This window comes from Haemophilus parainfluenzae ATCC 33392 (assembly GCF_031191205.1).
GTDB classification, from domain to species: Bacteria; Pseudomonadota; Gammaproteobacteria; order Enterobacterales; family Pasteurellaceae; genus Haemophilus_D; species Haemophilus_D parainfluenzae.
Genome location: NZ_CP133470.1, coordinates 1,689,785 through 1,710,084, shown reverse-complemented (window position 1 = coordinate 1,710,084; position 20,300 = coordinate 1,689,785). Strand labels below are relative to the sequence as shown.

19 protein-coding genes are annotated in these 20,300 nt (G+C 37.6%); 12 read left to right on the top strand and 7 right to left on the bottom strand.

The genetic code is table 11. From position 1 onward, the window contains the following. Positions 1-26: 26 nt before the first annotated feature. On the bottom strand, positions 27-1,754 hold the full coding sequence (gene recJ, locus RDV53_RS08315) for a single-stranded-DNA-specific exonuclease RecJ (protein ID WP_005695909.1): 1,728 nt from the start codon (positions 1,752-1,754) through the stop codon (positions 27-29). Between the two features lie 101 nt (positions 1,755-1,855). Beyond that, positions 1,856-2,542, bottom strand: a complete 687-nt coding sequence (gene dsbC / locus RDV53_RS08310) for a bifunctional protein-disulfide isomerase/oxidoreductase DsbC (RefSeq protein ID WP_005695908.1) — start codon at positions 2,540-2,542, stop codon at positions 1,856-1,858. A 196-nt stretch (positions 2,543-2,738) separates the two neighbouring features. Between dsbC and RDV53_RS08305 the strand changes: the two genes are divergently transcribed. Together RDV53_RS08305 and prfB are read left to right on the top strand one after the other, a co-directional pair. Continuing rightward, positions 2,739-3,209: a PM1805 family lipoprotein gene (locus RDV53_RS08305; protein WP_032822723.1), complete on the top strand. Its 471-nt coding sequence runs from the start codon at positions 2,739-2,741 to the stop codon at positions 3,207-3,209. A 141-nt stretch (positions 3,210-3,350) separates the two neighbouring features. Next, positions 3,351-4,449, top strand: a protein-coding gene (prfB, locus tag RDV53_RS08300; protein WP_100207866.1) for a peptide chain release factor 2 whose coding sequence is annotated in 2 segments (ribosomal slippage) — positions 3,351-3,425 and positions 3,427-4,449 — 1,098 coding nt in all. Because the reading frame shifts where the segments join, the coding sequence is not laid out codon by codon here. 51 nt (positions 4,450-4,500) lie between these two features. Here prfB and RDV53_RS08295 read toward each other — a convergent pair. After that, entirely contained in the window at positions 4,501-5,568 is a 1,068-nt protein-coding gene (locus RDV53_RS08295) for a TIGR01620 family protein (protein WP_005695903.1), read from the bottom strand. 180 nt (positions 5,569-5,748) lie between these two features. On the opposite strand from RDV53_RS08295, the gene RDV53_RS08290 reads away from it, so the two are divergent. From RDV53_RS08290 to RDV53_RS08280, 3 genes are read left to right on the top strand one after another with little or no spacing between them, the layout of a single operon-like run. After that, on the top strand, positions 5,749-6,855 hold the full coding sequence (locus tag RDV53_RS08290) for a transglutaminase-like domain-containing protein (protein ID WP_005695902.1): 1,107 nt from the start codon (positions 5,749-5,751) through the stop codon (positions 6,853-6,855). Further along, positions 6,830-7,192, top strand: a complete 363-nt coding sequence (locus RDV53_RS08285; RefSeq protein ID WP_005695901.1) for a mercuric transporter MerT family protein — start codon at positions 6,830-6,832, stop codon at positions 7,190-7,192. The genes RDV53_RS08290 and RDV53_RS08285 overlap by 26 nt, the downstream gene beginning before the upstream one ends. A 9-nt stretch (positions 7,193-7,201) precedes the next feature. Further along, positions 7,202-7,480 carry a heavy-metal-associated domain-containing protein gene (locus tag RDV53_RS08280; protein WP_005695900.1) on the top strand — a complete coding sequence of 93 codons (279 nt, stop codon included), beginning with the start codon at positions 7,202-7,204 and terminating at the stop codon, positions 7,478-7,480. 528 nt (positions 7,481-8,008) lie between these two features. Here RDV53_RS08280 and sodC read toward each other — a convergent pair. Together sodC and RDV53_RS08270 are read right to left on the bottom strand one after the other, a co-directional pair. After that, on the bottom strand, positions 8,009-8,569 hold the full coding sequence (sodC, locus tag RDV53_RS08275; protein ID WP_005695896.1) for a superoxide dismutase family protein: 561 nt from the start codon (positions 8,567-8,569) through the stop codon (positions 8,009-8,011). A 109-nt stretch (positions 8,570-8,678) separates the two neighbouring features. Beyond that, complete coding sequence (locus tag RDV53_RS08270) at positions 8,679-10,088, bottom strand: YcjX family GTP-binding protein (protein WP_005695895.1); 1,410 nt, start codon at positions 10,086-10,088, stop codon at positions 8,679-8,681. 88 nt (positions 10,089-10,176) lie between these two features. On the opposite strand from RDV53_RS08270, the gene RDV53_RS08265 reads away from it, so the two are divergent. The 5 genes from RDV53_RS08265 to RDV53_RS08245 are packed head-to-tail and all read left to right on the top strand — an operon-like array spanning position 10,177 to position 15,581. Continuing rightward, on the top strand, positions 10,177-11,877 hold the full coding sequence (locus tag RDV53_RS08265; protein WP_005695894.1) for an ABC transporter substrate-binding protein: 1,701 nt from the start codon (positions 10,177-10,179) through the stop codon (positions 11,875-11,877). Beyond that, positions 11,877-12,842, top strand: coding sequence for an ABC transporter permease (locus RDV53_RS08260; protein WP_005695893.1), 966 nt, complete (start codon positions 11,877-11,879; stop codon positions 12,840-12,842). Before RDV53_RS08265 ends, RDV53_RS08260 begins: the two co-directional genes overlap by 1 nt. After that, positions 12,832-13,719, top strand: a complete 888-nt coding sequence (locus RDV53_RS08255) for an ABC transporter permease subunit (RefSeq protein WP_005695892.1) — start codon at positions 12,832-12,834, stop codon at positions 13,717-13,719. Before RDV53_RS08260 ends, RDV53_RS08255 begins: the two co-directional genes overlap by 11 nt. Before the next feature lie 3 nt (positions 13,720-13,722). Next, the gene (locus tag RDV53_RS08250) at positions 13,723-14,778 is read left to right on the top strand and encodes a peptide ABC transporter ATP-binding protein (RefSeq protein ID WP_005695891.1); all 1,056 of its coding nucleotides are present in this window, start codon (positions 13,723-13,725) and stop codon (positions 14,776-14,778) included. Further along, complete coding sequence (locus RDV53_RS08245; protein ID WP_005695890.1) at positions 14,778-15,581, top strand: peptide ABC transporter ATP-binding protein; 804 nt, start codon at positions 14,778-14,780, stop codon at positions 15,579-15,581. Before RDV53_RS08250 ends, RDV53_RS08245 begins: the two co-directional genes overlap by 1 nt. Before the next feature lie 57 nt (positions 15,582-15,638). Here RDV53_RS08245 and sppA read toward each other — a convergent pair whose 3' ends face one another. Beyond that, complete coding sequence (gene sppA / locus RDV53_RS08240; protein WP_005695889.1) at positions 15,639-17,501, bottom strand: signal peptide peptidase SppA; 1,863 nt, start codon at positions 17,499-17,501, stop codon at positions 15,639-15,641. A gap of 110 nt (positions 17,502-17,611) precedes the next feature. On the opposite strand from sppA, the gene RDV53_RS08235 reads away from it, so the two are divergent. Beyond that, entirely contained in the window at positions 17,612-18,166 is a 555-nt protein-coding gene (locus RDV53_RS08235) for a nitroreductase family protein (RefSeq protein WP_005695888.1), read from the top strand. A gap of 40 nt (positions 18,167-18,206) precedes the next feature. Here RDV53_RS08235 and metX read toward each other — a convergent pair whose 3' ends face one another. After that, complete coding sequence (gene metX, locus RDV53_RS08230; protein WP_005695886.1) at positions 18,207-19,292, bottom strand: homoserine O-acetyltransferase MetX; 1,086 nt, start codon at positions 19,290-19,292, stop codon at positions 18,207-18,209. Positions 19,293-19,449: 157 nt separating this feature from the next. Here metX and RDV53_RS08225 point away from each other — a divergent pair, with 157 nt between their 5' ends. Then, on the top strand, positions 19,450-20,151 hold the full coding sequence (locus tag RDV53_RS08225) for a SanA/YdcF family protein (protein WP_005695885.1): 702 nt from the start codon (positions 19,450-19,452) through the stop codon (positions 20,149-20,151). Positions 20,152-20,300 lie beyond the last annotated feature (149 nt).

The window sequence follows — 20,300 nt, the reverse complement described above, 5'->3', positions numbered from 1 at the left end:
TTTAAATGTATTCTGCCAAAATTTTTTCATAAACTAACTGGCTCAATATAATCGACTAATAATTGGACGTTTCGATTTCCTCGAAACTCATTAATTTCTAATTTATAAGCAAACCTTGCCTGTTTAATAGACAAATCGGGATAATACCGAGTATCAATATTAAACGCAATGGCATCTAATAATGGACCGCCATTTCTAGGCTCAACAAGCATTTTTAAATGATTTTGATTTTGCCCAATAGTACGTTGCTCAAAAATTTTAAATTCACCATCAAAAACAGGCTCAGGAAAAGCTTGTCCCCAAGGTCCACCAGATTTTATCACTTCTGCCGTTTCAATACTAAATTCATTTGCTTGAAGTTCGCCATCCGTCCAAATCACTCCTTGTAATTGATCTTCATTTAACCAATCTTGCACCGTTTGATTAAAAATCTTTTGAAAATCAGAGAAAAAGCTTTCTTTAATGCTTAATCCTGCTGCCATAGCATGACCACCAAATTTTAAAATCATATCCGGATGTTGAGAATGGATGCGTTCTAATACATCGCGCATATGCAAGCCTTCAATTGAACGTGCAGAACCTTTTATAATACCTTCTTGATCTTGTGCAAAAGCAATGACTGGTCGATGGTATTGATCTTTAATACGAGAAGCTACAATGCCTAATACACCTTGATGCCAATCTTTCTGAAATAAGGTTATTCCCATCGGTAATTCATCAGAAAGTGCGGTGAGATTGCGGCAAATTTCTAAAGCCTCGAGCTTCATGCCTTGTTCAATTTCTTTTCTAGCCTGATTTAAGCTGTCCAAATCCAAAGCTTGTTCTCTTGCCTCTTGCATGCTTTCTGCAAGTAATAACTCCACACCGACAGACATATTATCTAATCGCCCTGCAGCATTTAAACGTGGTGCAATCGCAAAGCCTAAATCAGCCGAGCAAAGTTTTTCAACTTCTCGATTAGCCACTTCCGCGAGAGCAATAATTCCAGGGCGACAACGTTTCGCACGAATTCGCATCAACCCTTGATGAGCTAAAATGCGGTTATTTTGATCAAGAGGAACAACATCTGCAATTGTACCGAGCGCGACTAAATCCAGTAGCTCAGTAAAATTAGGTTGTGTTTCTGCCGTAAAAATACCCAACTCACGAAATTTAGCTCGTAAAGCAAGCATTAAATAAAATGCCACACCTACACCAGCTAAACATTTTGAAGGGAAATCACATTGTTGCAAATTTGGATTAACAATAGCATCAGCATTCGGCAGTATTTCTGGTGGCAAGTGGTGATCGGTAATCAACACCTTGATGCCCTGCTCTTTTAAATACGCTACGCCCTCAAAGGATGATACCCCGTTATCTACTGTCATCAATAACTGCACGCCTTTTTCCATTGCCATTTCAGCAACAGGCACACTCAAACCATAACCCTGTTCAAAACGATTCGGCACAAGATATTCTACATCAGTAAAACCAAGCATACATAAAGCCAAGACAGAAAGTGCCGTACTGGTTGCTCCATCGGCATCAAAATCGCCGACGATAACAATCTTTTGTTGCTGTTGATAAGCTTCAACCAATAAATCTACGGCTTGTTGAATACCGTATAATTGATTGGGATTTAGCATTGATTGCAAAGTGCGGTCTAATTCTTGACTATTTTTTATATGACGAGAACGATAGAGACGATCGAGTAATGTATTATCTGAAACAGGATTTCCGCCAGGAATTTCACGACGTTTAATGAGTTTTTTCACGGTGTTTCGTTATTTAAAATTACATTAAAGGAACATTCGATATGTACTTTGATGACATGAATATTTTAAGGGCGCATACAATACGCCCTCACTACTAATAATTATTGTGCTGATTCTTGTAACACAGCTAATAAATCTTGAGGTTTTAAATACCCGCCAAGCATTTCACCTGTTGAAGTCACAATACTTGGCGTACCTTTCACACCAAGTTGTATACCTAAATCATAGTGTTTTTTTACAATATTAGGGGTTTTCAATTCTTTCGGTAAGTTACCTTTTTCTGCTTCGTTCAATGCAAATACAGGATCTTTTGCCGTCCAAATTGCTTCCATTTGGCGAGCAGTTTCATTCATTCCTGCTCGAGGAAATGCCAAATAACGAATAGTAATACCTAAATCATTGTACTCTTTTATTTGTTGATGGAGTAAATGACAATAATGGCAAGTGATATCCATGAATACTGTCACAATATGTTTTTCATTTTTTGCCGGATAAACAATCATTTCATTTTTTAATGCGTTCACTTTATCCGCCAGAAATTTACTCGCTACATCAACAGGACCTTTATTCGTTAATTCATACATTTTACCTTGCAAAACATATTGACCATTTTCACTCACATATAAAATACCTTGATCTGTCACAGCAGTTTTAAGGCCTTTTACAGGCGAATCTTTTACTTCTATATTTTTCGCACCTAATGCCTGCAATTTTGATTTAATTGTAGCATCATCTGCCATTGCGTTAACCGAAACCGTAACTAAAAGTGCGGTCAGTAATTTATTCATACTCGTTGTTCCTAATTTATTATGAAAATGAGCCTGAATTATAAAGTAATTGATGATTTATGCAAAACTGTTATTTTTTCCAAATAGCATGCTAAAAAGATCAACTAAATACTTGATCAAATAACTATACTTTATTACAATGCCAATTGTACCCATTCTGGTGCAATTTTTAATTCTACTCAAAGAGGATATCTCAATGAAAAACTTATTAAAAATCACAGCTATTGCAGCATTAACTTTCAGCTCTATTAGTGCATTTGCTGCATCTCAACAAGCTGAGGAAGTGAAAAAATTTAAAGCGTGGGAAGAAACAGCTGGCCAAAAACTTGAAGCAAGTTTTGATGCAATTGCTACTGCCTCTTCAAGTAGCAATGTGACCGCAACTGAAGCTGCTGTTGCAGAATTTGATAAAAAAGCAGCTGAACATGTAGCCGAATTAGAAGCATTAGGTATTAAAAGTGAAGAAGTTTCACCACTTGTTTCTATGTATAAAGAATATGTAGATGCTGAAAAAGAAGTGGCTCAACTAATTTTATCTCAAGTCAAATCACCATCTGCTGACAATGCAGGTAAAGTTCCTGAAGCTGTCGCAAAAGCAAACGCAAAAGACGATGCTATTGACAAATTAGCAGATCAATTAGAAGAAAAATTCCCTGCAGAGGAATAACTTCATCCTTTTTAATTATATTAAGAACCTTATTTATTCTAATAATAAATAAGGTTTTTTATTGCTCAATAATCTACCCAATCCTCTGTAGTTCCTTTATAATTTCAATTTTAATTTAACTTAAAAGCTTATTTAGTCATTATGTTTGAAATTAATCCAATCAAAAACAAAATTGCTGACCTTTCCGAGCGCACTTCTGTGCTTCGGGGGTATCTTTGACTTCGATGCAAAAGTTGAGCGTTTAGAAGAAGTTAATGCCGAATTAGAACAACCCGATGTGTGGAACGATCCTGAAAAAGCCCAAGCACTTGGGAAAGAACGCGTTTCACTTGAACAAGTGGTTGATACCATCAAGAATTTAGAACAAGGTTTAGAGGATGTTGAAGGGCTTCTTGAATTAGCCGTTGAAGCTGAAGATGAAGAGACCTTCAATGAAGCCGTTGCTGAATTAGACGAACTTGAACAACAACTTGCCAAATTAGAATTCCGCCGTATGTTTAGCGGTGAACATGATGCGTGCGATTGTTATGTCGATTTACAAGCGGGTTCCGGTGGTACAGAAGCGCAGGACTGGACGGAAATGTTACTTCGCATGTACCTTCGCTGGGCTGAAAGTAAAGGCTTTAAAACAGAATTAATGGAAGTCTCTGATGGTGATGTGGCAGGTTTAAAATCCGCGACGATTCGTGTTAGTGGCGAATACGCTTTCGGTTGGTTACGTACGGAAACCGGTATCCATCGTTTGGTACGCAAAAGCCCATTTGACTCTAATAACCGTCGTCATACATCTTTTGCTGCGGTTTTTGTTTATCCTGAAATTGATGACAATATTGATATTGAAATCAACCCGGCAGATTTACGTATTGACGTTTATCGTGCATCCGGTGCAGGTGGTCAGCACGTCAATAAAACCGAAAGTGCGGTGCGTATTACTCATATGCCAAGTGGGATTGTCGTGCAATGTCAAAACGATCGTTCTCAACACAAAAATAAAGATCAAGCTATGAAACAATTAAAAGCGAAATTGTATGAGCTTGAGTTACAAAAGAAAAATGCGGATAAACAAGCGATGGAAGATAATAAATCGGATATCGGTTGGGGCAGCCAAATTCGTTCTTATGTGCTAGATGATGCACGTATTAAGGATCTGCGCACAGGCGTTGAAAATCGTAATACACAAGCCGTACTAGATGGCGATCTCGATCGCTTTATTGAGGCAAGCTTGAAAGCGGGACTTTAATCATCTCTTTTATACAAAAAAAGTGCGGTCAATTTTAACCGCACTTTTTTATTACACCTCTTCTTTTTCTTTCAGTTTATTCTTGCCTAACACTGCATCTTTCATCACTGTCAGCAATTCTTTTTGCACATGAGAAAGTTTTGGTCTTTCCGACTTTTCAAATGCTAATGGACGACAAAACTCCATAGCCTTAATGCCTAATCGAGCCGTCAATAATCCCACGCCAATCCCCTGTGCAGCTCTTGCAGAAAGTTTCGCGGTAATATCTTGCGAAAGCCAATCCATCCCTAAGTCTTGCACGATTTCAGTCGCACCGGCAAAAGCAAGATTTACTAACACCATTCTGAGCAAACGAAGACGGGTAAAATACCCAAGCTCAATTCCATAAATTGCTGTAATTTTATTGATTAAACGAATATTGCGCCACGCAATAAAAAACATATCAATCACAGCTAAAGGACTAATTGCCACAATCACAGCGGATTCTGCCGACATTTTCGTAATCAGTTTTTTCGCTTTGTTATCAAAAGATTGTAATACCGTCTTACTGAATAAATGGGTAACTTCGCGAGCAGAATAACTTTCATTCAGCTGTTTTTCCCATTGGACAATTGAGGGATGTTGCGAATCCAATTTTAAGGTATCGGCAATCGATAAACACAAGGCTTTTCCTTTCTCGCTATCCTGTTCTGAAAAAACTTGATGATTTTTAACCGCACTTTCACCTATTAATCGCTGACTTTGTTCTTGTAAATTCAAACGCTTTTTGAGTTTCACTAAGCGTCGCCATTCTGCGATGATTTCAGATAAACCAAACATCACCACCACAAAACTCACCAAGGCAAAAGCAAGATAAATCCATTGTTGGTTTTGATAACTGTCCAAAATCCATTGAACAGATTGCGCAACCGTCGCCCCTAAAAATAAAAGTGCGGTCAATTTCAAAGCCGTTTTCCAACCACTGGATTTAGGCTTCACAATTTGCTCAAATTGCTCGTCCAACAACTCCCCTTCTAAAGGTTCATTATCGATGGTTGTTTCAACATTATAAAATTCCTGCTTAGGCAGAATTTCTTCCTCTTCTGGTTGTTGAGATTGTGTGAAAATTTGTTTTATCATTATTCTTTCCAATAAAAATAGAAATGGTATTTTACTTCGAATTTCTTTAGCAAATCTTAAATGGCTGAAATAAAAAAGCAATATTGACTAGAAAATAAAATGAGCTACTATAGTCACGTCCACAATTAGTTTATCTAATGTGTTAAGTTTTAACTGTTAACTAACTAGAAGGATCTTTTCATGAAGAAACTTATCGCCACTGCGGTGCTCTCCGCATGTTCCATGGCTTACGCCAATACCGACATTCCAAACTACAATACCGATTCTCATCTGTATGAATTCACTCAAACTTATGACTTAGTTGCGCCAAAAGGCTCGCAAGGACAAGCGAATCTGTGGGTGCCTTTACCATTTTATGGTGAGTATCAACAGGTAAAATCTATCCATTTTGAAGGTAACTATTTGGATGCCTATGTGACAGAAAACAACAAATATGGTGCGAAAACGCTCTTTGCGACTTGGGATAAAGATGCACAAAAACGCGATTTAAAAATCACAATGGTGATTGAAACCAAAGATCGTGAACCAATGGTTAAAGGTGCATTAGAAAATTACAAACCACCAAAAGATATTCACTATTCTGTTGATGTACAAGAATATTTAAAACCGACTCAACATATTAAAACTGATGGCATTGTGAAACAGTTCGCCGATAAAATTGTGGGCACTGAAACCAATCCATTGAAAAAAGCTGAGTTGATTCACCAATGGATCGTCAACAATATGGAACGTGATAATTCTGTTTTAGGCTGTGGCGATGGTGATGTAGAAAAAATTCTAACCACTGGCGTGTTAAAAGGTAAATGTACCGATATTAACTCTGTTTTCGTTGCACTTGCTCGCGCTAGCGGTATTCCAGCTCGTGAAATTTTCGGTATTCGTTTAGGTGCAGCAGATAAAATGGGCAAATATTCCAAAGGTGCATTCGGTAGTGCGGACGAACATGGCGTAGCAAACGTAAGTGGTGGTCAGCATTGTCGTGCTGAGTTCTATCTTGCTGGATTCGGCTGGGTGCCTGTTGATTCTGCAGACGTGGCAAAAATGCGTTTAGCAGAGAAAAAATCTGTTGATGATAAGGATACACAAGCCGTTGCCAAATACTTATTCGGTAACTGGGAAGCAAACTGGGTTGGCTTTAACCATGCGCGTGACTTCGATTTATATCCGCAACCAGAACTTGCTCCACTCAACAACTTTGGCTATCCGTATGCTGAAGTGGGCGGCGACCCGTTAAATTCCTTTGACCCGAAAGAATTTAAATATGACTACGTCTCTAAAAAGCTCTAATAAATCTTTTTGGGTTGCGATTGCCACCGCACTAAGTGCTGCGGTGGCATCAACCTTGTGCTGCATTGCGCCTTTAATCTATTTAGTATTTGGCGTGTCATCCACATGGTTGATCGGTTTGGGTGAATATGACTATTTACGCATTCCGATGCTTATCGTTTCATTATGCGCCTTTGCCTACGGTTTTTGGTTGCTGATGTTTTCCAAAAAAATCATTTGCAGCAAATACATTTCCCGTAAAAAGCTCATTGTTTTGTATTGGATTGTATTTATCGTCATGCTCTTTTTCTTAACTTATCCAACCATTTTACCATGGATTTTAGAGCTTTCTAATTAGGAACAAAAAATGAAGAAATTAACGGCCGCACTTTTGCTTTCATTATTCACCTTCTCTATTGCACAAGCGGAAGAAACAAAGCAAGTTGTGTTAAAAGTGAATGAAATGAACTGCCAGCTTTGTGCTTATTTAGTGAATAAAGAATTACGTAATATTGATGGCGTGATTTCCACTAAAGCCTCCATTAAAGATAGAACTGTGACTGTTGTAGAAGATCCAAAAGTTTCTGATGAGCAATTGATTAATGCGATTCATAAATTGGAATATACGGCGGAAGTGATTAAGTAAAGCGGTGAAACATAAAAGTGCGGTCAATTTTTGATAGGTTTTAAAACTCATTAAAATTGACCGCATTTTATATCTGGACATTTAAAATTACATTCTACTCAAATATCAATCTATCCAATACTTTTAAACTCGTACTTGTTAAAAGATTGACGAGATTACCATCCCTTATTTCTAGCTTCAATTATCAAAACTAAAGTCGCCATTGCAGCAGAGCCATTTAACCAAAAAGATGCCATTTTCTTAAAATCAGAAAAAGAATAACTATCAAGCTTTAGAAGCAGCTCAAATAAACTAAACGCTAACGTAGAAAATGTAAAACAAATAATAAATATAATTATCCAAAATATAAGATATTGAAGTAATAGCTTAGTTTTCAATATTCCTCCCGATATATAGGCTCATTATTAAATATATTACTACTTTAGCTATGTTCCAAGCCACTGCTAATGGCTAGATATAATGTTGCATTGAGTTTAAACACAAAGTGCGGTCAAAATTGACCGCACTTTTTTATCTTTAAAAATCGACTTATTTAATCACGCCACATGCCATACGTGGGCCGCCACCGCCAAGTGGAGCTGGATGATCTGAGTGGTTATCGCCACCAGCGTGAATCATAATAGAATGACCACGAACTTCATCTAATTTTTTAAGACGTGGCGCTAAAACAGGGTTAGTTGCTGTACCATCATGTAATACAGTTAAAGCCGGTAAGTCACCTAAGTGAGCATCATCTTGCCATGGGTAACCGTGTTGTTTTGCGCCTTTAGGATCCCAGTGACCGCCAGCCGCTAAACCTGCTGTTAATTTACCGTCTTTTTCTTTTGGATCACAGCTTGGATTTTCATGAATATGGAAGCCATGTAAACCTTCAGCTAAACCTTGTAGATTTGGTGTAAATACTAAACCATAATTTGATTCAGTAATGGTTACAGTCCCTACATCTTTATTACCATTTGCAGGATCTAATTGTTGTACTTTTACTTCGATTGAAGGACCTGCTGGTTTTGCCATATGGTCATGTGCATTTGCCACGCCAGCAGCACAAATTCCGCTGATTGCTAATGCTAAGAGAGTTTTCATTTTCATCATAAGCTCCTTTACTTTAGAAAGACTCAAATTAATTCTACCTAAATACCAATAAAAAAATAGTGGTTTATATTAAATATTTGACAATTAAATTGATTTGACTTTTCTATCAATCAAACCTATCCGCCAATAAAAACTGTAAGACTGCATCCATTCTTAAATGTGGGATGCTTTCACCTTGTTGTAAAACTTGAGGTTCGAAGGAATCAAAATCAAAAGATTGTTTTGACCAGAACTCTGCACTAGGTAATTTACTTGGAACAGAACCCGGATAAAGCGTAATCAGTTGCTTATCTAAAGAATGCACACCTTGAATAGCTTTGATTTGTTTACCGTTTTGATTAACTAAAACTTGTTTTGTCGCTCGAATCGCAGCAATTGCCGTATATTCTGTATCAATCCCTTCAAATTCAACATGGCGACCGCCCTCTTGCACCAATTGACGCATAAGGCTAATTAAGTTTTGAATTTGATCTGTCGTGATATGATCAGCTTTTGTTGCCACAAACATGAGCTTATCAATATTTGGGGAAAACAAGCGATTAAGTAAATTGCGTTTTCCATAATGGAAATTTTTGAAAAGCTGATTAAGCCCTGTTTGCATATCAATAAAAGCTTGTTGGCTATGATTTAATGGTGTTAAGCAATCGGCTAAAATTACTTGGCGATCAAAGGTGGAAAAATAATTTTCATAAAAGCCTTTCACTACCTTATTACGATAATAATCATATCGTTTATTCAACACAGCAAAATAGCTGTTGGATTTCACTTCTCTTTTCAGTTTTTGCCATTGTTCTTCCGACAAATGCAATAACGGAAAAAATTGTAATACAGGTGCGCCTTCTAATTCCCCAGGTAAGACAAATCGGCCAGGTTGAATAAATTGCATTCCTTCTGCTTTGCAGGCAAGTAAATAATCGGTATAAGATTTTGCAATCTGCGCTAAAACATCTTCATTGACGCCCGCACTTAGGTCGAGTTTTTTCAGTTTATCCAACCACTCTTGCGCAAACTGTTGACGAACACCCGATGTAATGTTGGCTTGTTCGAGTGACCATTGTTGAAAGTCTAGATTCAGCAGAGGTAAATCCAATAGCCATTCACCAGGATAATCAAAAATATCCAAATATAATGTGCCACGTTCTTTAAAATGGCGAAGTAAGCCCGATTGGCGTTCAAAACGAATAGCAAGACGTGTTTCACTTACCCCTCGAGTAGATTGGCACCATTGTGGTGGATTATTCATTAAATCATTGAGATTCGCTTCATAATCAAAACGTGGAATACTTAAATCCTGCTGAGGCACACGTTTTACCGCTAAAATAGATTGATTTCGGGCAGCCTCAAATAAAGGAAGATGTGCATTTCCCTCTTGATTAATATGTAACAATTGATTAATTAAGCTTGTAATGAAGGCTGTTTTACCGCTTCGACTTAGTCCTGTCACAGCCAAACGTAAAGTGCGGTCAAATCCACGATTGATTATTTGATTAATTTCCCGATTAATTGATTTAAACATATCCTAAAAATCCAATAACTAGCCATTTTTGCCAAGATATTTTACAATTCACTCAATTTATCACAAAACGGTCTTTAATAATAAAGCTATGTTACGTCGAAATGTCACTTTTTGTTTTTTATTGTGTGGGTTGAGCCAAATTAATCTGGCACAAGCCGCACCAAGCATACCCAAAATGCTGACAGAAAACGGCTTAACATACTGCACAAATGCATCGGGTTTTTCTTTTAACCCACAAACTGCAGACGCTGGCACCAGTATGAATGTGGTGACGGAGCAAATTTATAACAAATTATTTGATATTAAAGATCATAGTGCGGCTCTCGTTCCTGTGTTAGCCCAATCTTATTCTATTTCATCTGATGGAAAACAAATTCTCATTAATCTTCGTAAAGGGGTGAAATTTCATCGTACTCCTTGGTTTACACCAACACGTGACTTTAATGCAGAAGATGTGGTCTTTTCAATTAATCGCGTTTTAGGTCATGATACTTACTTGCCAACACTCTCAGATGATGTAGTCACCTACAAAAATCCGCAATATAAAATCTTTCACGAACAGGCCAAGAAGGTACACTTTCCTTATTTTGAAAGTATTAAGCTGAATCAAAAAATTAAAAGTATCACAGCAACGAATCCTTATCAGGTTAAAATTGATCTGTTTGAACCCGATGCGTCAATTCTGTCCCATCTTGCTAGCCAATACTCTATTATTTTCTCGCAAGAATATGCATACCAATTAAGTGCCGATGATAATCTCACCCAATTGGATACGCATCCTGTTGGCACGGGCCCTTATCAAGTGAAAGATTACGTTTATAACCAATATGTTCGCTTGGTTCGTAATGAGGATTATTGGAAAAAAGAAGCTAAAATTAAAAATATCATCGTGGATCTTTCTACGGATCGTACGGGGCGTTTAATAAAATTCTTTAATAATGAATGCCAAATTGCTTCTTATCCTGAAGTTAGCCAACTCGGTTTATTAAGCGAAAAAGATGATCGTTATTATCTGCAATCTACGGATGGAATGAACTTGGCCTATTTGGCTTTCAATTTCCAAAAGCCATTAATGCAGGATAAAACCATTCGCCACGCCATTTCGCAAAGCTTGAACCGTTTTAGAATTGTGCGAAATATTTACCACAACACAGCAACTGTAGCGAATAACATTATTCCTGAAATTTCTTGGGCTTCGGCAATTAATACGCCTGATTTTCCTTATGATTATCAACCTGCAGAAGCAGAAAAAGCATTACGCAATAAAAAACTCACGTTAAATATGTGGGTGATGAATGAAGAGCAAGTGTATAACCCAGCCCCAATTAAAATGGCGGAGCTCATTAAATGGGATTTAGCCAAAGCCGGCGTGGATGTTAAAGTGCGGTCAGTCACACGTACATATTTAATCGAACAATTACGCAAAGGCACAGAAGATTACGATTTAATCTTAACCGGTTGGCTTGCTGGAAACCTTGATCCTGACGGTTTTATGCGCCCGATTTTAAGTTGTGATACGCAAAATGAAATCACGAATTTATCAAATTGGTGTAATCTTGAATTTGATAAGATGATGAATCGTGCACTAGCGACCAATCATTTATATGAGCGCTCTAAAGCATATAACAATGCACAAGACCTCATTTTAAACGAATTACCTATTGTACCAATTGCAAACGTAAAACGACTTTTAGTCGCACGTGGTAATGTAAAAGGAATTGAGATGACCCCATTTGGTAGCATCAATTTTTCTACCTTGTATTTCATGAAAAATAAGGAGAAAAAATAATGCTCTTTTCAGCAATTCGTTATGTCATTTGGGTAAGCATTTTATTATTGATTTTATCCGTATTAAGTTTTGTGATTTTAATGCGAGATCCACTCAATGCCGATCTTGTCACAAATAACATTTATAGCGCTTATTATCATTACCTTACATCATTGTTACAGGGCGATTTAGGGATTACCTATAATGGCGGAGAATCGTTAAAAGATTTAATTTTTACTGTATTACCACCCACATTAGAACTCTGTTTTACCGCACTTTTATTGGCTTGCATCTTAGGTATTCCTCTCGGCGTATTAAGTGCGGTCTATAATCAGCGTCCTTGTGCACGCGCATTGCAAAGTATCTCTAATGTTGGTTTGTCTATTCCTATTTTCTGGTTTGCCCCGATTTTGCTCTATGTGGCCGCGATTCAAAGCTGGGAGATTGCCGCCATTGGACAATATAATTTGCTTTATGAAATCAAACCTATTACGGGATTCCCTATTATTGATGTGTGGTTTGTGGATGTGCCTTACCGAACTAAAATCGTACAAAATGTTTTACAACATTTAGCCTTGCCAACATTAGTGCTTTGTATTCTGCCAACCATGGAATTTATCCGCATTATTCAGCAACGGGCTGATTATTTACTTCAACAAGAATATGCTAAAGCGGCAGCAACGCGTGGCTGGTCAAAATGGACGATTTTAAGACGTTATGTTTTCCGCAATACTTTTCCGTTATTAATTCCACAACTTACGCGTGTATTTACCTTAGTATTAACACAATGTATGTTGGTAGAAAACGTTTTAGGTTGGCCAGGAATAGGACGTTGGCTGATTGATGCCGTAACCCAACAAGATTACAACAGTATTTCTGCCGGCGTGGTAGTAATTGGTATTTGTATCATTATTATTGATACGTTCGCCAAGTTGCTCATGTTTATATTAGATCCATTGAATAAGAAGGGCTGGTATGCAAGATAGAGAACCTGATGAATTTCGTGAAAGCACCTCCTTCTTTCAGATTTGGTTGCTTTTCCGTCAGAATCGTGTGGCATTATTCTGTTTCTATTTATTTTGCCTTCTGATTTTAACCGCACTTTTTCCTAAACTCATTATGCCTTATAGCGAAAGCATGGAGTTTGTCGGAGAAGAACTCATGCCGCCATCTTGGGTAGAAAAAGGTCGTATTGCTTTTTTCTTTGGTACAGATGATCTTGGTCGTGATGTACTCAGTCGATTAATTATGGGGACACAATATACTCTCGGTTCCTCTCTTTTAGTGGTCATTGCTGTGGCAATTATTGGTGGCGCATTAGGTATTCTTGCCGGTATGTCAGAAGGGATTAAATCTCGTTTTTTAGGTCATTTTTTTGACGCCTTTTTATCTATCCCTATTTTACTGATTGCCATTATTATTTCGACGTTAATGGAACCGAGCTTAATAAATGCCATGTTTGCCACTCTGTTGGCTATTTTGCCGTATTTTGTACATGCCATTTATCAAGCAATTCAGCAAGAACTAAAGAAAGACTACGTACTCTTACTAAAATTAGATGGTATTTCAAACTGGGAATTATTAAAAACTACAATCTTGCCGAATATTAGTGTCGTCTATACACAAGAAATTTCTCGAGCATTTGTGGTCGCTATTTTAGATATTACGGCTCTCAGCTTTATTTCTCTAGGTGCACAACGTCCAATGCCAGAATGGGGCGCAATGATTAAAGATTCGTTAGAGCTGATTTATCTTGCCCCTTGGACAGTTTTATTACCGGGCTTTGCTATTATTTTCACCATTTTATTAAGCATTATTTTTACTAACGGATTGTGTAAAGCAATCAATAAATATTATGAGTAACCCATGGCGCTGTTAGATATTCGCAATCTTAATATTGAAATTCAAACACCAAACGGTCGCATGAAAATTGTGGACAGCGTCAATCTTTCGCTTAATGAAGGGGAAATTCTAGGGCTCGTCGGTGAATCTGGTTCAGGTAAAAGTTTAATCGCTAAAGTAATCAGTAATTCCATTAAAGATAACTGGATTGTCACCGCTGACCGTTTTCGTTTTAATGATGTTGAATTGCTTAAACTGACGCCGAATCAACGTCGAAAAATCGTTGGAAAAGAAATTTCAATGATTTTCCAAAATCCATTAAGCTGCCTAGATCCAAGTCGAAAAATCGGTAAACAGCTTATTCAAAGTATTCCAAACTGGACCTTTAAAGGTCATTGGTGGCAATGGTTTGGTTGGAAAAAACGTCGTGCGATTGAATTACTACACCGTGTAGGCATTAAAGACCACCAAGATATTATGGCGAGTTATCCTAATGAGCTCACTGAAGGTGAAGGCCAAAAAGTGATGATTGCCGTAGCAGTGGCGAATCAACCTCGATTATTAATTGCGGATGAACCCACTAATTCTTTGGAGTCCATTACGGCATTGCAAATTTTCCGCTTGCTTTCAAGTATGAATCAAAACCAAGGCACGACAATTTTATTAGCCAGTAACGATCTTAAAAGTATCAGTGAATGGTGTGATAGCATTTCCGTTCTTTATTGTGGGCAAAATACAGAGTCTGGGCCAACCGACCAAATATTAGAAATGCCTCATCATCCTTATACACAAGCATTGCTTTACTCTGTTCCGGATTTTAGTCGCCCCTTAGGTTTTAAAAGCAAATTAGGAACATTAGAAGGGACTGTGCCGATTTTAGAACAAATGCCGATTGGTTGCCGTTTAGGACCTCGCTGCCCTTTTGCTCAGCGTGAATGTATTCAAAAGCCAAGCAGATATCGCATTAAACAGCATGAGTTTTCCTGCCATCATCCAATTAATCTTCGAGAACGGCAGTTTAAGGATAAAATTGCAACTTCACCGCTTACGCTAAATACCGAATCAAAAGGAAACGAATAATGCCATTATTACAAGTGGAAAATCTCAGTAAAACCTTTGATGAACCTGCCAAACTTTTTGGCTCAGAGCAATTTTATGCGGTAAAAGATGTCAGCTTTACGCTTAACCGTAAAGAAACGCTTGCGATTATCGGTAAAAATGGTTCAGGTAAATCGACCTTAGTAAAAATGATTGCGGGGATTACTCCCCCTACTTCAGGAAAAATCTTATTTAATGATTTACCGTTACAATTCGAAGATTTTCACTATCGTGCACAACATATCAGAATGGTTTTCCAAGATGCGAATTCAGCATTTAACCCGCGTTTAAATATTGGACAAGCCTTAGATGCACCACTGCGATTAATTACCGATTGGGATGAAGAAACGCGTAATGAAAAGATCTTTGAAACACTTTCTCTGGTGGGGCTTTATCCTGATTATACGAATCTGAAAATTAAACATCTTTCGGTCAGTCAAAAACAGCGGATCGCTTTGGCTCGTGCACTCATTCTTCAGCCTGAAGTGATTATTATCGATGATGCACTTGGTACATTAGATGCCTCCGTTCGTGTTCAATTGCTTAATCTAATTTTAGATTTACAAGAACATTTAGGCATTTCCTATATTTATGTTGGACAAAATTTAGGGATTATCAAACATATTGCGGATCAAGTGCTAGTTATGGATGAAGGTGAAATTATCGAATCAGGTACACCAAGAGAGATCTTTACCAATCCTCAAAATAACATTACTCGCCTACTTGTAGAAAGTCATTTTGGTCAATTGCTTGATGAAAATGCTTGGCAAACAACAGTCCCCTAACCATAAAGAAAAAATAAGGGCGGAAATCATATTCCGCCCTTTTTACATTTTACTGTTTTACTTAACCGAACCGCAATTTAAACAATACAAATACTGCCCTTTTGGATCATTAAATTTAGTCAAGACATTCAGTTGTTTTTTCACTTGATGCACTTCCTGTGGTAATCCTAACCAATTTGTCAGTAACGCTTGACCTTTTTGTTTAAGCTTACGATCTAATTGAGCTAAGAAACTACTATCTTCATCCACCAACCATTGCACGCTGAAATTATCCATGTATTTATCGGGATGTTGATTGACTAGTGCGACTACTTTATCAATGGCTACATCAATATCGCCTAATTCATCCACTAAACCATTTTTCTGTGCATCTTGCCCTAACCAAACTTGGCCCTGAGCAATTTTATCCACTTTATCTTTTGATAATTGACGACCACGGCTTACCACCTCTAAGAAACGATCATAACCATTTTCGATACTAAGTTGATAAATATCCTGTGTATTTTTACCCAATGGACTTAAAGCTGACGTTTCCGCGAGATCCGTTGTCGCTACGCCATCAGTACTCATTCCCATTTTTTTGATTGTATTTTCAAAGGTTGGGAATAATGCAAAAATCCCGATTGAACCCGTAATCGTATTTTTATCTGCCACGATATAGTCGGCAGTTGAAGAAATCCAATAACCGCCAGAGGCTGCCATGCCCCCCATGGATACCACAACAGGTTTACCTGATTTCTGAAGGTTTTCAGTTTCTTGGCGAATAATTTCAGAGGCAAACGCACTGCCTCCCGGTGAGTTAACGCGCAGAACAACCGCCTTCACTTTCTCGTTATCGTAGGCCTGTCTTAATAACTTCACGATGGTATCGCCACCAGCTGATTCTTCATCGCTTTCACCATCAATAATGGTCCCTTCGACATTAACTACAGCAACGATATTTTTTTCATTTGGATCAACAGAGAAACGATCACCTAAATCAGATAAATAATCTTCAAAATCTAATAATTTAGTATTTCCCTCTGCATCTTGACCAAAAAATGCGGTCAATTTTTTATCTAAATCCAATTTTGTCGCAAAATGTGTCACTAACTGACGTTTTTTCACATAAGCCGTTTCATCACCCTTTAAGGCTTTTAAATCACTAATATATTTTTGTGCATTCGGTAATACATCATTAGCGGTAATATGACGATTAACCATTAACGTTTGCATGTAGTTTTGCCACATACCCCCAAGCCATTTCTGCATATTCGCTCGTGCTTCTGGTGACATATCATCACGCAAGAAAGGTTCTACCGCAGACTTATATGTCCCCACTCGGAAAATATGCGGCGTAATTTCAAGTTTTTCGAGCATGGATTTGAAGTAAAGATTTTCATAACGTAAACCTTGAATACCGACTTGTCCAATCGGATTAAGATAAATTTCATCCGCAAAACTCGCAAGAAAATATTGTGATTGTGTGTAATTGTCAGCATAAGCAATAACTGGCTTTTCTGATTCTTTAAAACTTTGAATGGCCTTTCCTACATACTCTAATGATGGAAGATCCCCCCCTTCAAAGTCATTTAAATTCAACACTAAACCACGAATTCGTTCATCATCTTTCGCAGATAAAATACTTTGCACCACATCAAAGGTTGAATATTTATAAGAGACTTTTTCATTATTTAAACGTTGGAGTTCCTTTTCCCAACTCAACATATCTTCCGTGTTATCCGCAAGATAGCCCGTTAAATTTAAATATAATGCACCTTGATCACCTGATAAGACTTGGCTTTTCTTACCATCCCCCAAAAGACCGACAAGAAAAATCAACGCTAAAACAAATAATAAAAACACAAAATTCATCACAAGATTTCGGATAAAATTGAGCGCTTTACAACAAAATTTCAATACGCTTAAGATGTTATTCATGCGAAATTAAACCTTTAAAATAGAAATAAAAATTGTGCGTAGCCTATCATAAAGTCCCATGAAAAACTATGCTATAATCAACCGCACTTAATTAGAAGAAGGAAAATACTATGGATGCATTAACTCTTTTAACACAACGTAAATCCAATAAAAAATTAACGGCACCAGCCCCTAGCCAAGTACAATTAGAACAAATGTTTCAAGCCGCTTTACATGCACCTGATCATGGTAAGCTTGAGCCTTATCATTTCGTGGTAATTCAAGGCACAGGTTTAAGTAAATTGGAAAGCTTGCTCAAAGCTGCAGTAGCTGAATTTGAGTTAGGTGAAGAGCGATTAAAAAAAGCAGAGAATTTTGCACGCCGTGCACCGATGGTCATTGCGGTAATTGCTAAAATTAATCATGAAGTGAAAAAAGTACCAGGTTGGGAACAAATGCTTACTGCAGGTGCAGCAACTTATGCGATTCAACTTGCGGGCAACGCACTGGGTTTTGAAAGTTTTTGGGCAACTGGTCCTCTCGTTGAAGGGCGTGAATTACGTGAAGCGTTTGGTTGCGACAAAAATGATAAGATCGTTGCCTTATTACAAATTGGTACGGCCGCTGAAAAATTAGAAAGAGACTGTAAACCAAAAGATTTATCACGTTTCGTGACCCATCTATAACGATCAAAAAAGGCGGAGATTTCCGCCTTTTCTATTGTTCTTATTCAAACTCGCCTTCTAATCCACTTCGGATTTTATTTTCAAACGCTGTATAGTCCACTAAAAACGCATCGTGACCATAATCTGATGGGAATTCATAAAATCTTAAATCTACGCCTGCTTGCTCTAAAAGCTGTTTACTTTTATGCAAATCAATGGATTTAAATAGTTGATCTGTTGTCACTGAAACTAATGTATAACAGGCTTTAATTCGGGACAAGGCTTCTTTTACGTCTGTATACCCTACGCTTGGATCATACAGATCGAGCGCACGCAATAAATGCAAATAGGTGTTGGCATCAAAACGCTCTAAGAATTTTTTACCTTGATAACTCAAATAGGATTCCACTTGAAAGTGATCACCCCAAAATTGTCCTTCAGATTTAGTTGCTCGCCCAAATGCCTTGGCTAACTGTACATCGGTCCGATAGGTCAACATTCCCAACATACGAGCAATGGAAAGCCCTTGATTAGGCGGTGTCCCTTCATAATAATCGCCATTATTAAAATTCGGATCATTAATGACAGCCTGACGCATCACATGATTAAACCCAATGGCTTCTGCACTGAAGAAAATTGAAGAGCAAAGGTTCACAATGTTATCCACAAAATCCGGATAATCAATTGCCCATTGGGTGGCTTGCATACCGCCAAAAGAGCCACCCACTATAGCTTTTAAATGCGCTATGCCTAGATAGTCAAGTAACGCTTTTTGTACTTTAATAATATCTTGAACAATAATATTCGGGAACTGACTGCCATAAGGTTTTCCCGTAGTGGGATTAATTGAGCTTGGTCCCGTTGTTCCTTTGCATCCGCCTAATACATTTGAACAAATAAAAAAGTATTTAGATGTATCAAATGCGAGACCATCCCCCATAAAATTTTGCCACCAACCATCTTTATTCGGTTCATCAAAATAAGGTTCGGCATCTCCTGTTAAGGCATGACAAATCAATACAGCATTGCTTTTATCTGCATTTAAAGTACCGTAAGTTTGATACGCGACATTAATAGGCGAAAGCTGCCCACCCAATATTAATTGGAGGGGATTGTCTTGAAAAAGCACGGCATTTTGCACAGCCATTGAAATAATAACCTTTTAAATTGGTGATTCGCCAATTATCAACAGCTTATTTTTTTTGTCAAGAAATTTTAGCCGTTTAGACGGCCAAATTTCATTCTATCCATTTCCTAGATAAATTGCACTTGAACTTACTTTAATTTTTAAGTATGTTGGTTAGATGCAACTACTCTCTCAAATGCTATCAAAAATGACCGCACTCTTAGCTTCGTTACGCCTTCCTTTAAAAAAGCTCCTTAGCTATGTCTTGGGGTTCTCTTTGGTTGCATTAATAAGTTGTTTCATAATTGATCGTGCCGTAAGTTTCTATGTACAGGATCGCGTATATGAAGACGTCGAAATACTTCCTCATCGCCATTACGCATTGGTACTAGGCACGTCTAAATATGTCACCAAAGGAAAAACCAATAAATATTATGACTATCGCTTAGAGGCATCAAAACTCTTAATCGATCAAGATAAAGTCGATTATTTACTGCTAAGTGGCGATAACCGCACGATTCAATACAACGAACCACGTACCATGTTTTTGGATCTACGTAAAATGGGCGTGTCTGAAAGCGTCATGTTTAAAGATTTTGCAGGATTCCGCACCTTAGACTCTGTTGTGCGAGCAAATAAAGTTTTCCAAGTTCCTTCCTTTACGATCATCAGTCAAAAATTCCATTGTGAACGCGCGCTGCTTATTGCTAAACATTACGATATTGATGCCATTTGTTTCACCGCAAAACAGCCAGAAGTTTATTTTGGGACACGTGTCCGCGAAATGTTTGCTCGCGTGAAAGCCGTATTAGACTTAATTATCGGAGTAAAACCCTACTTTCTCGGCACACCAGAACCGCTACCAATACCTGCTGAATAGTTAACTATTCTTTAATTTTTACCCTATTTAATCAAAAAAGATCTAAATAAAAAGATTTTTATACGATTTTTTATCATATTTATTTGACAATTTTTACTTAAATCGCTATTTCTAATAGCCATCATAAAACACAACATCTTACTTTTTCA

Coding starts and splice junctions, on each gene's coding strand:
- RDV53_RS08265 (WP_005695894.1), top strand. CDS start 10,177: ATGTTACGTCGAAATGTCACTTTTTGTTTTTTATTGTGTGGGTTGAGC.
- RDV53_RS08255 (WP_005695892.1), top strand. CDS start 12,832: ATGCAAGATAGAGAACCTGATGAATTTCGTGAAAGCACCTCCTTCTTT.
- RDV53_RS08225 (WP_005695885.1), top strand. CDS start 19,450: ATGCAACTACTCTCTCAAATGCTATCAAAAATGACCGCACTCTTAGCT.
- RDV53_RS08285 (WP_005695901.1), top strand. CDS start 6,830: ATGACTACGTCTCTAAAAAGCTCTAATAAATCTTTTTGGGTTGCGATT.
- RDV53_RS08305 (WP_032822723.1), top strand. CDS start 2,739: ATGAAAAACTTATTAAAAATCACAGCTATTGCAGCATTAACTTTCAGC.
- sppA (WP_005695889.1), bottom strand. CDS start 17,501: ATGAATAACATCTTAAGCGTATTGAAATTTTGTTGTAAAGCGCTCAAT.
- RDV53_RS08250 (WP_005695891.1), top strand. CDS start 13,723: ATGGCGCTGTTAGATATTCGCAATCTTAATATTGAAATTCAAACACCA.
- metX (WP_005695886.1), bottom strand. CDS start 19,292: ATGGCTGTGCAAAATGCCGTGCTTTTTCAAGACAATCCCCTCCAATTA.
- RDV53_RS08290 (WP_005695902.1), top strand. CDS start 5,749: ATGAAGAAACTTATCGCCACTGCGGTGCTCTCCGCATGTTCCATGGCT.
- RDV53_RS08270 (WP_005695895.1), bottom strand. CDS start 10,088: ATGTTTAAATCAATTAATCGGGAAATTAATCAAATAATCAATCGTGGA.
- RDV53_RS08235 (WP_005695888.1), top strand. CDS start 17,612: ATGGATGCATTAACTCTTTTAACACAACGTAAATCCAATAAAAAATTA.
- RDV53_RS08260 (WP_005695893.1), top strand. CDS start 11,877: ATGCTCTTTTCAGCAATTCGTTATGTCATTTGGGTAAGCATTTTATTA.
- dsbC (WP_005695908.1), bottom strand. CDS start 2,542: ATGAATAAATTACTGACCGCACTTTTAGTTACGGTTTCGGTTAACGCA.
- sodC (WP_005695896.1), bottom strand. CDS start 8,569: ATGAAAATGAAAACTCTCTTAGCATTAGCAATCAGCGGAATTTGTGCT.
- RDV53_RS08295 (WP_005695903.1), bottom strand. CDS start 5,568: ATGATAAAACAAATTTTCACACAATCTCAACAACCAGAAGAGGAAGAA.
- RDV53_RS08280 (WP_005695900.1), top strand. CDS start 7,202: ATGAAGAAATTAACGGCCGCACTTTTGCTTTCATTATTCACCTTCTCT.
- RDV53_RS08245 (WP_005695890.1), top strand. CDS start 14,778: ATGCCATTATTACAAGTGGAAAATCTCAGTAAAACCTTTGATGAACCT.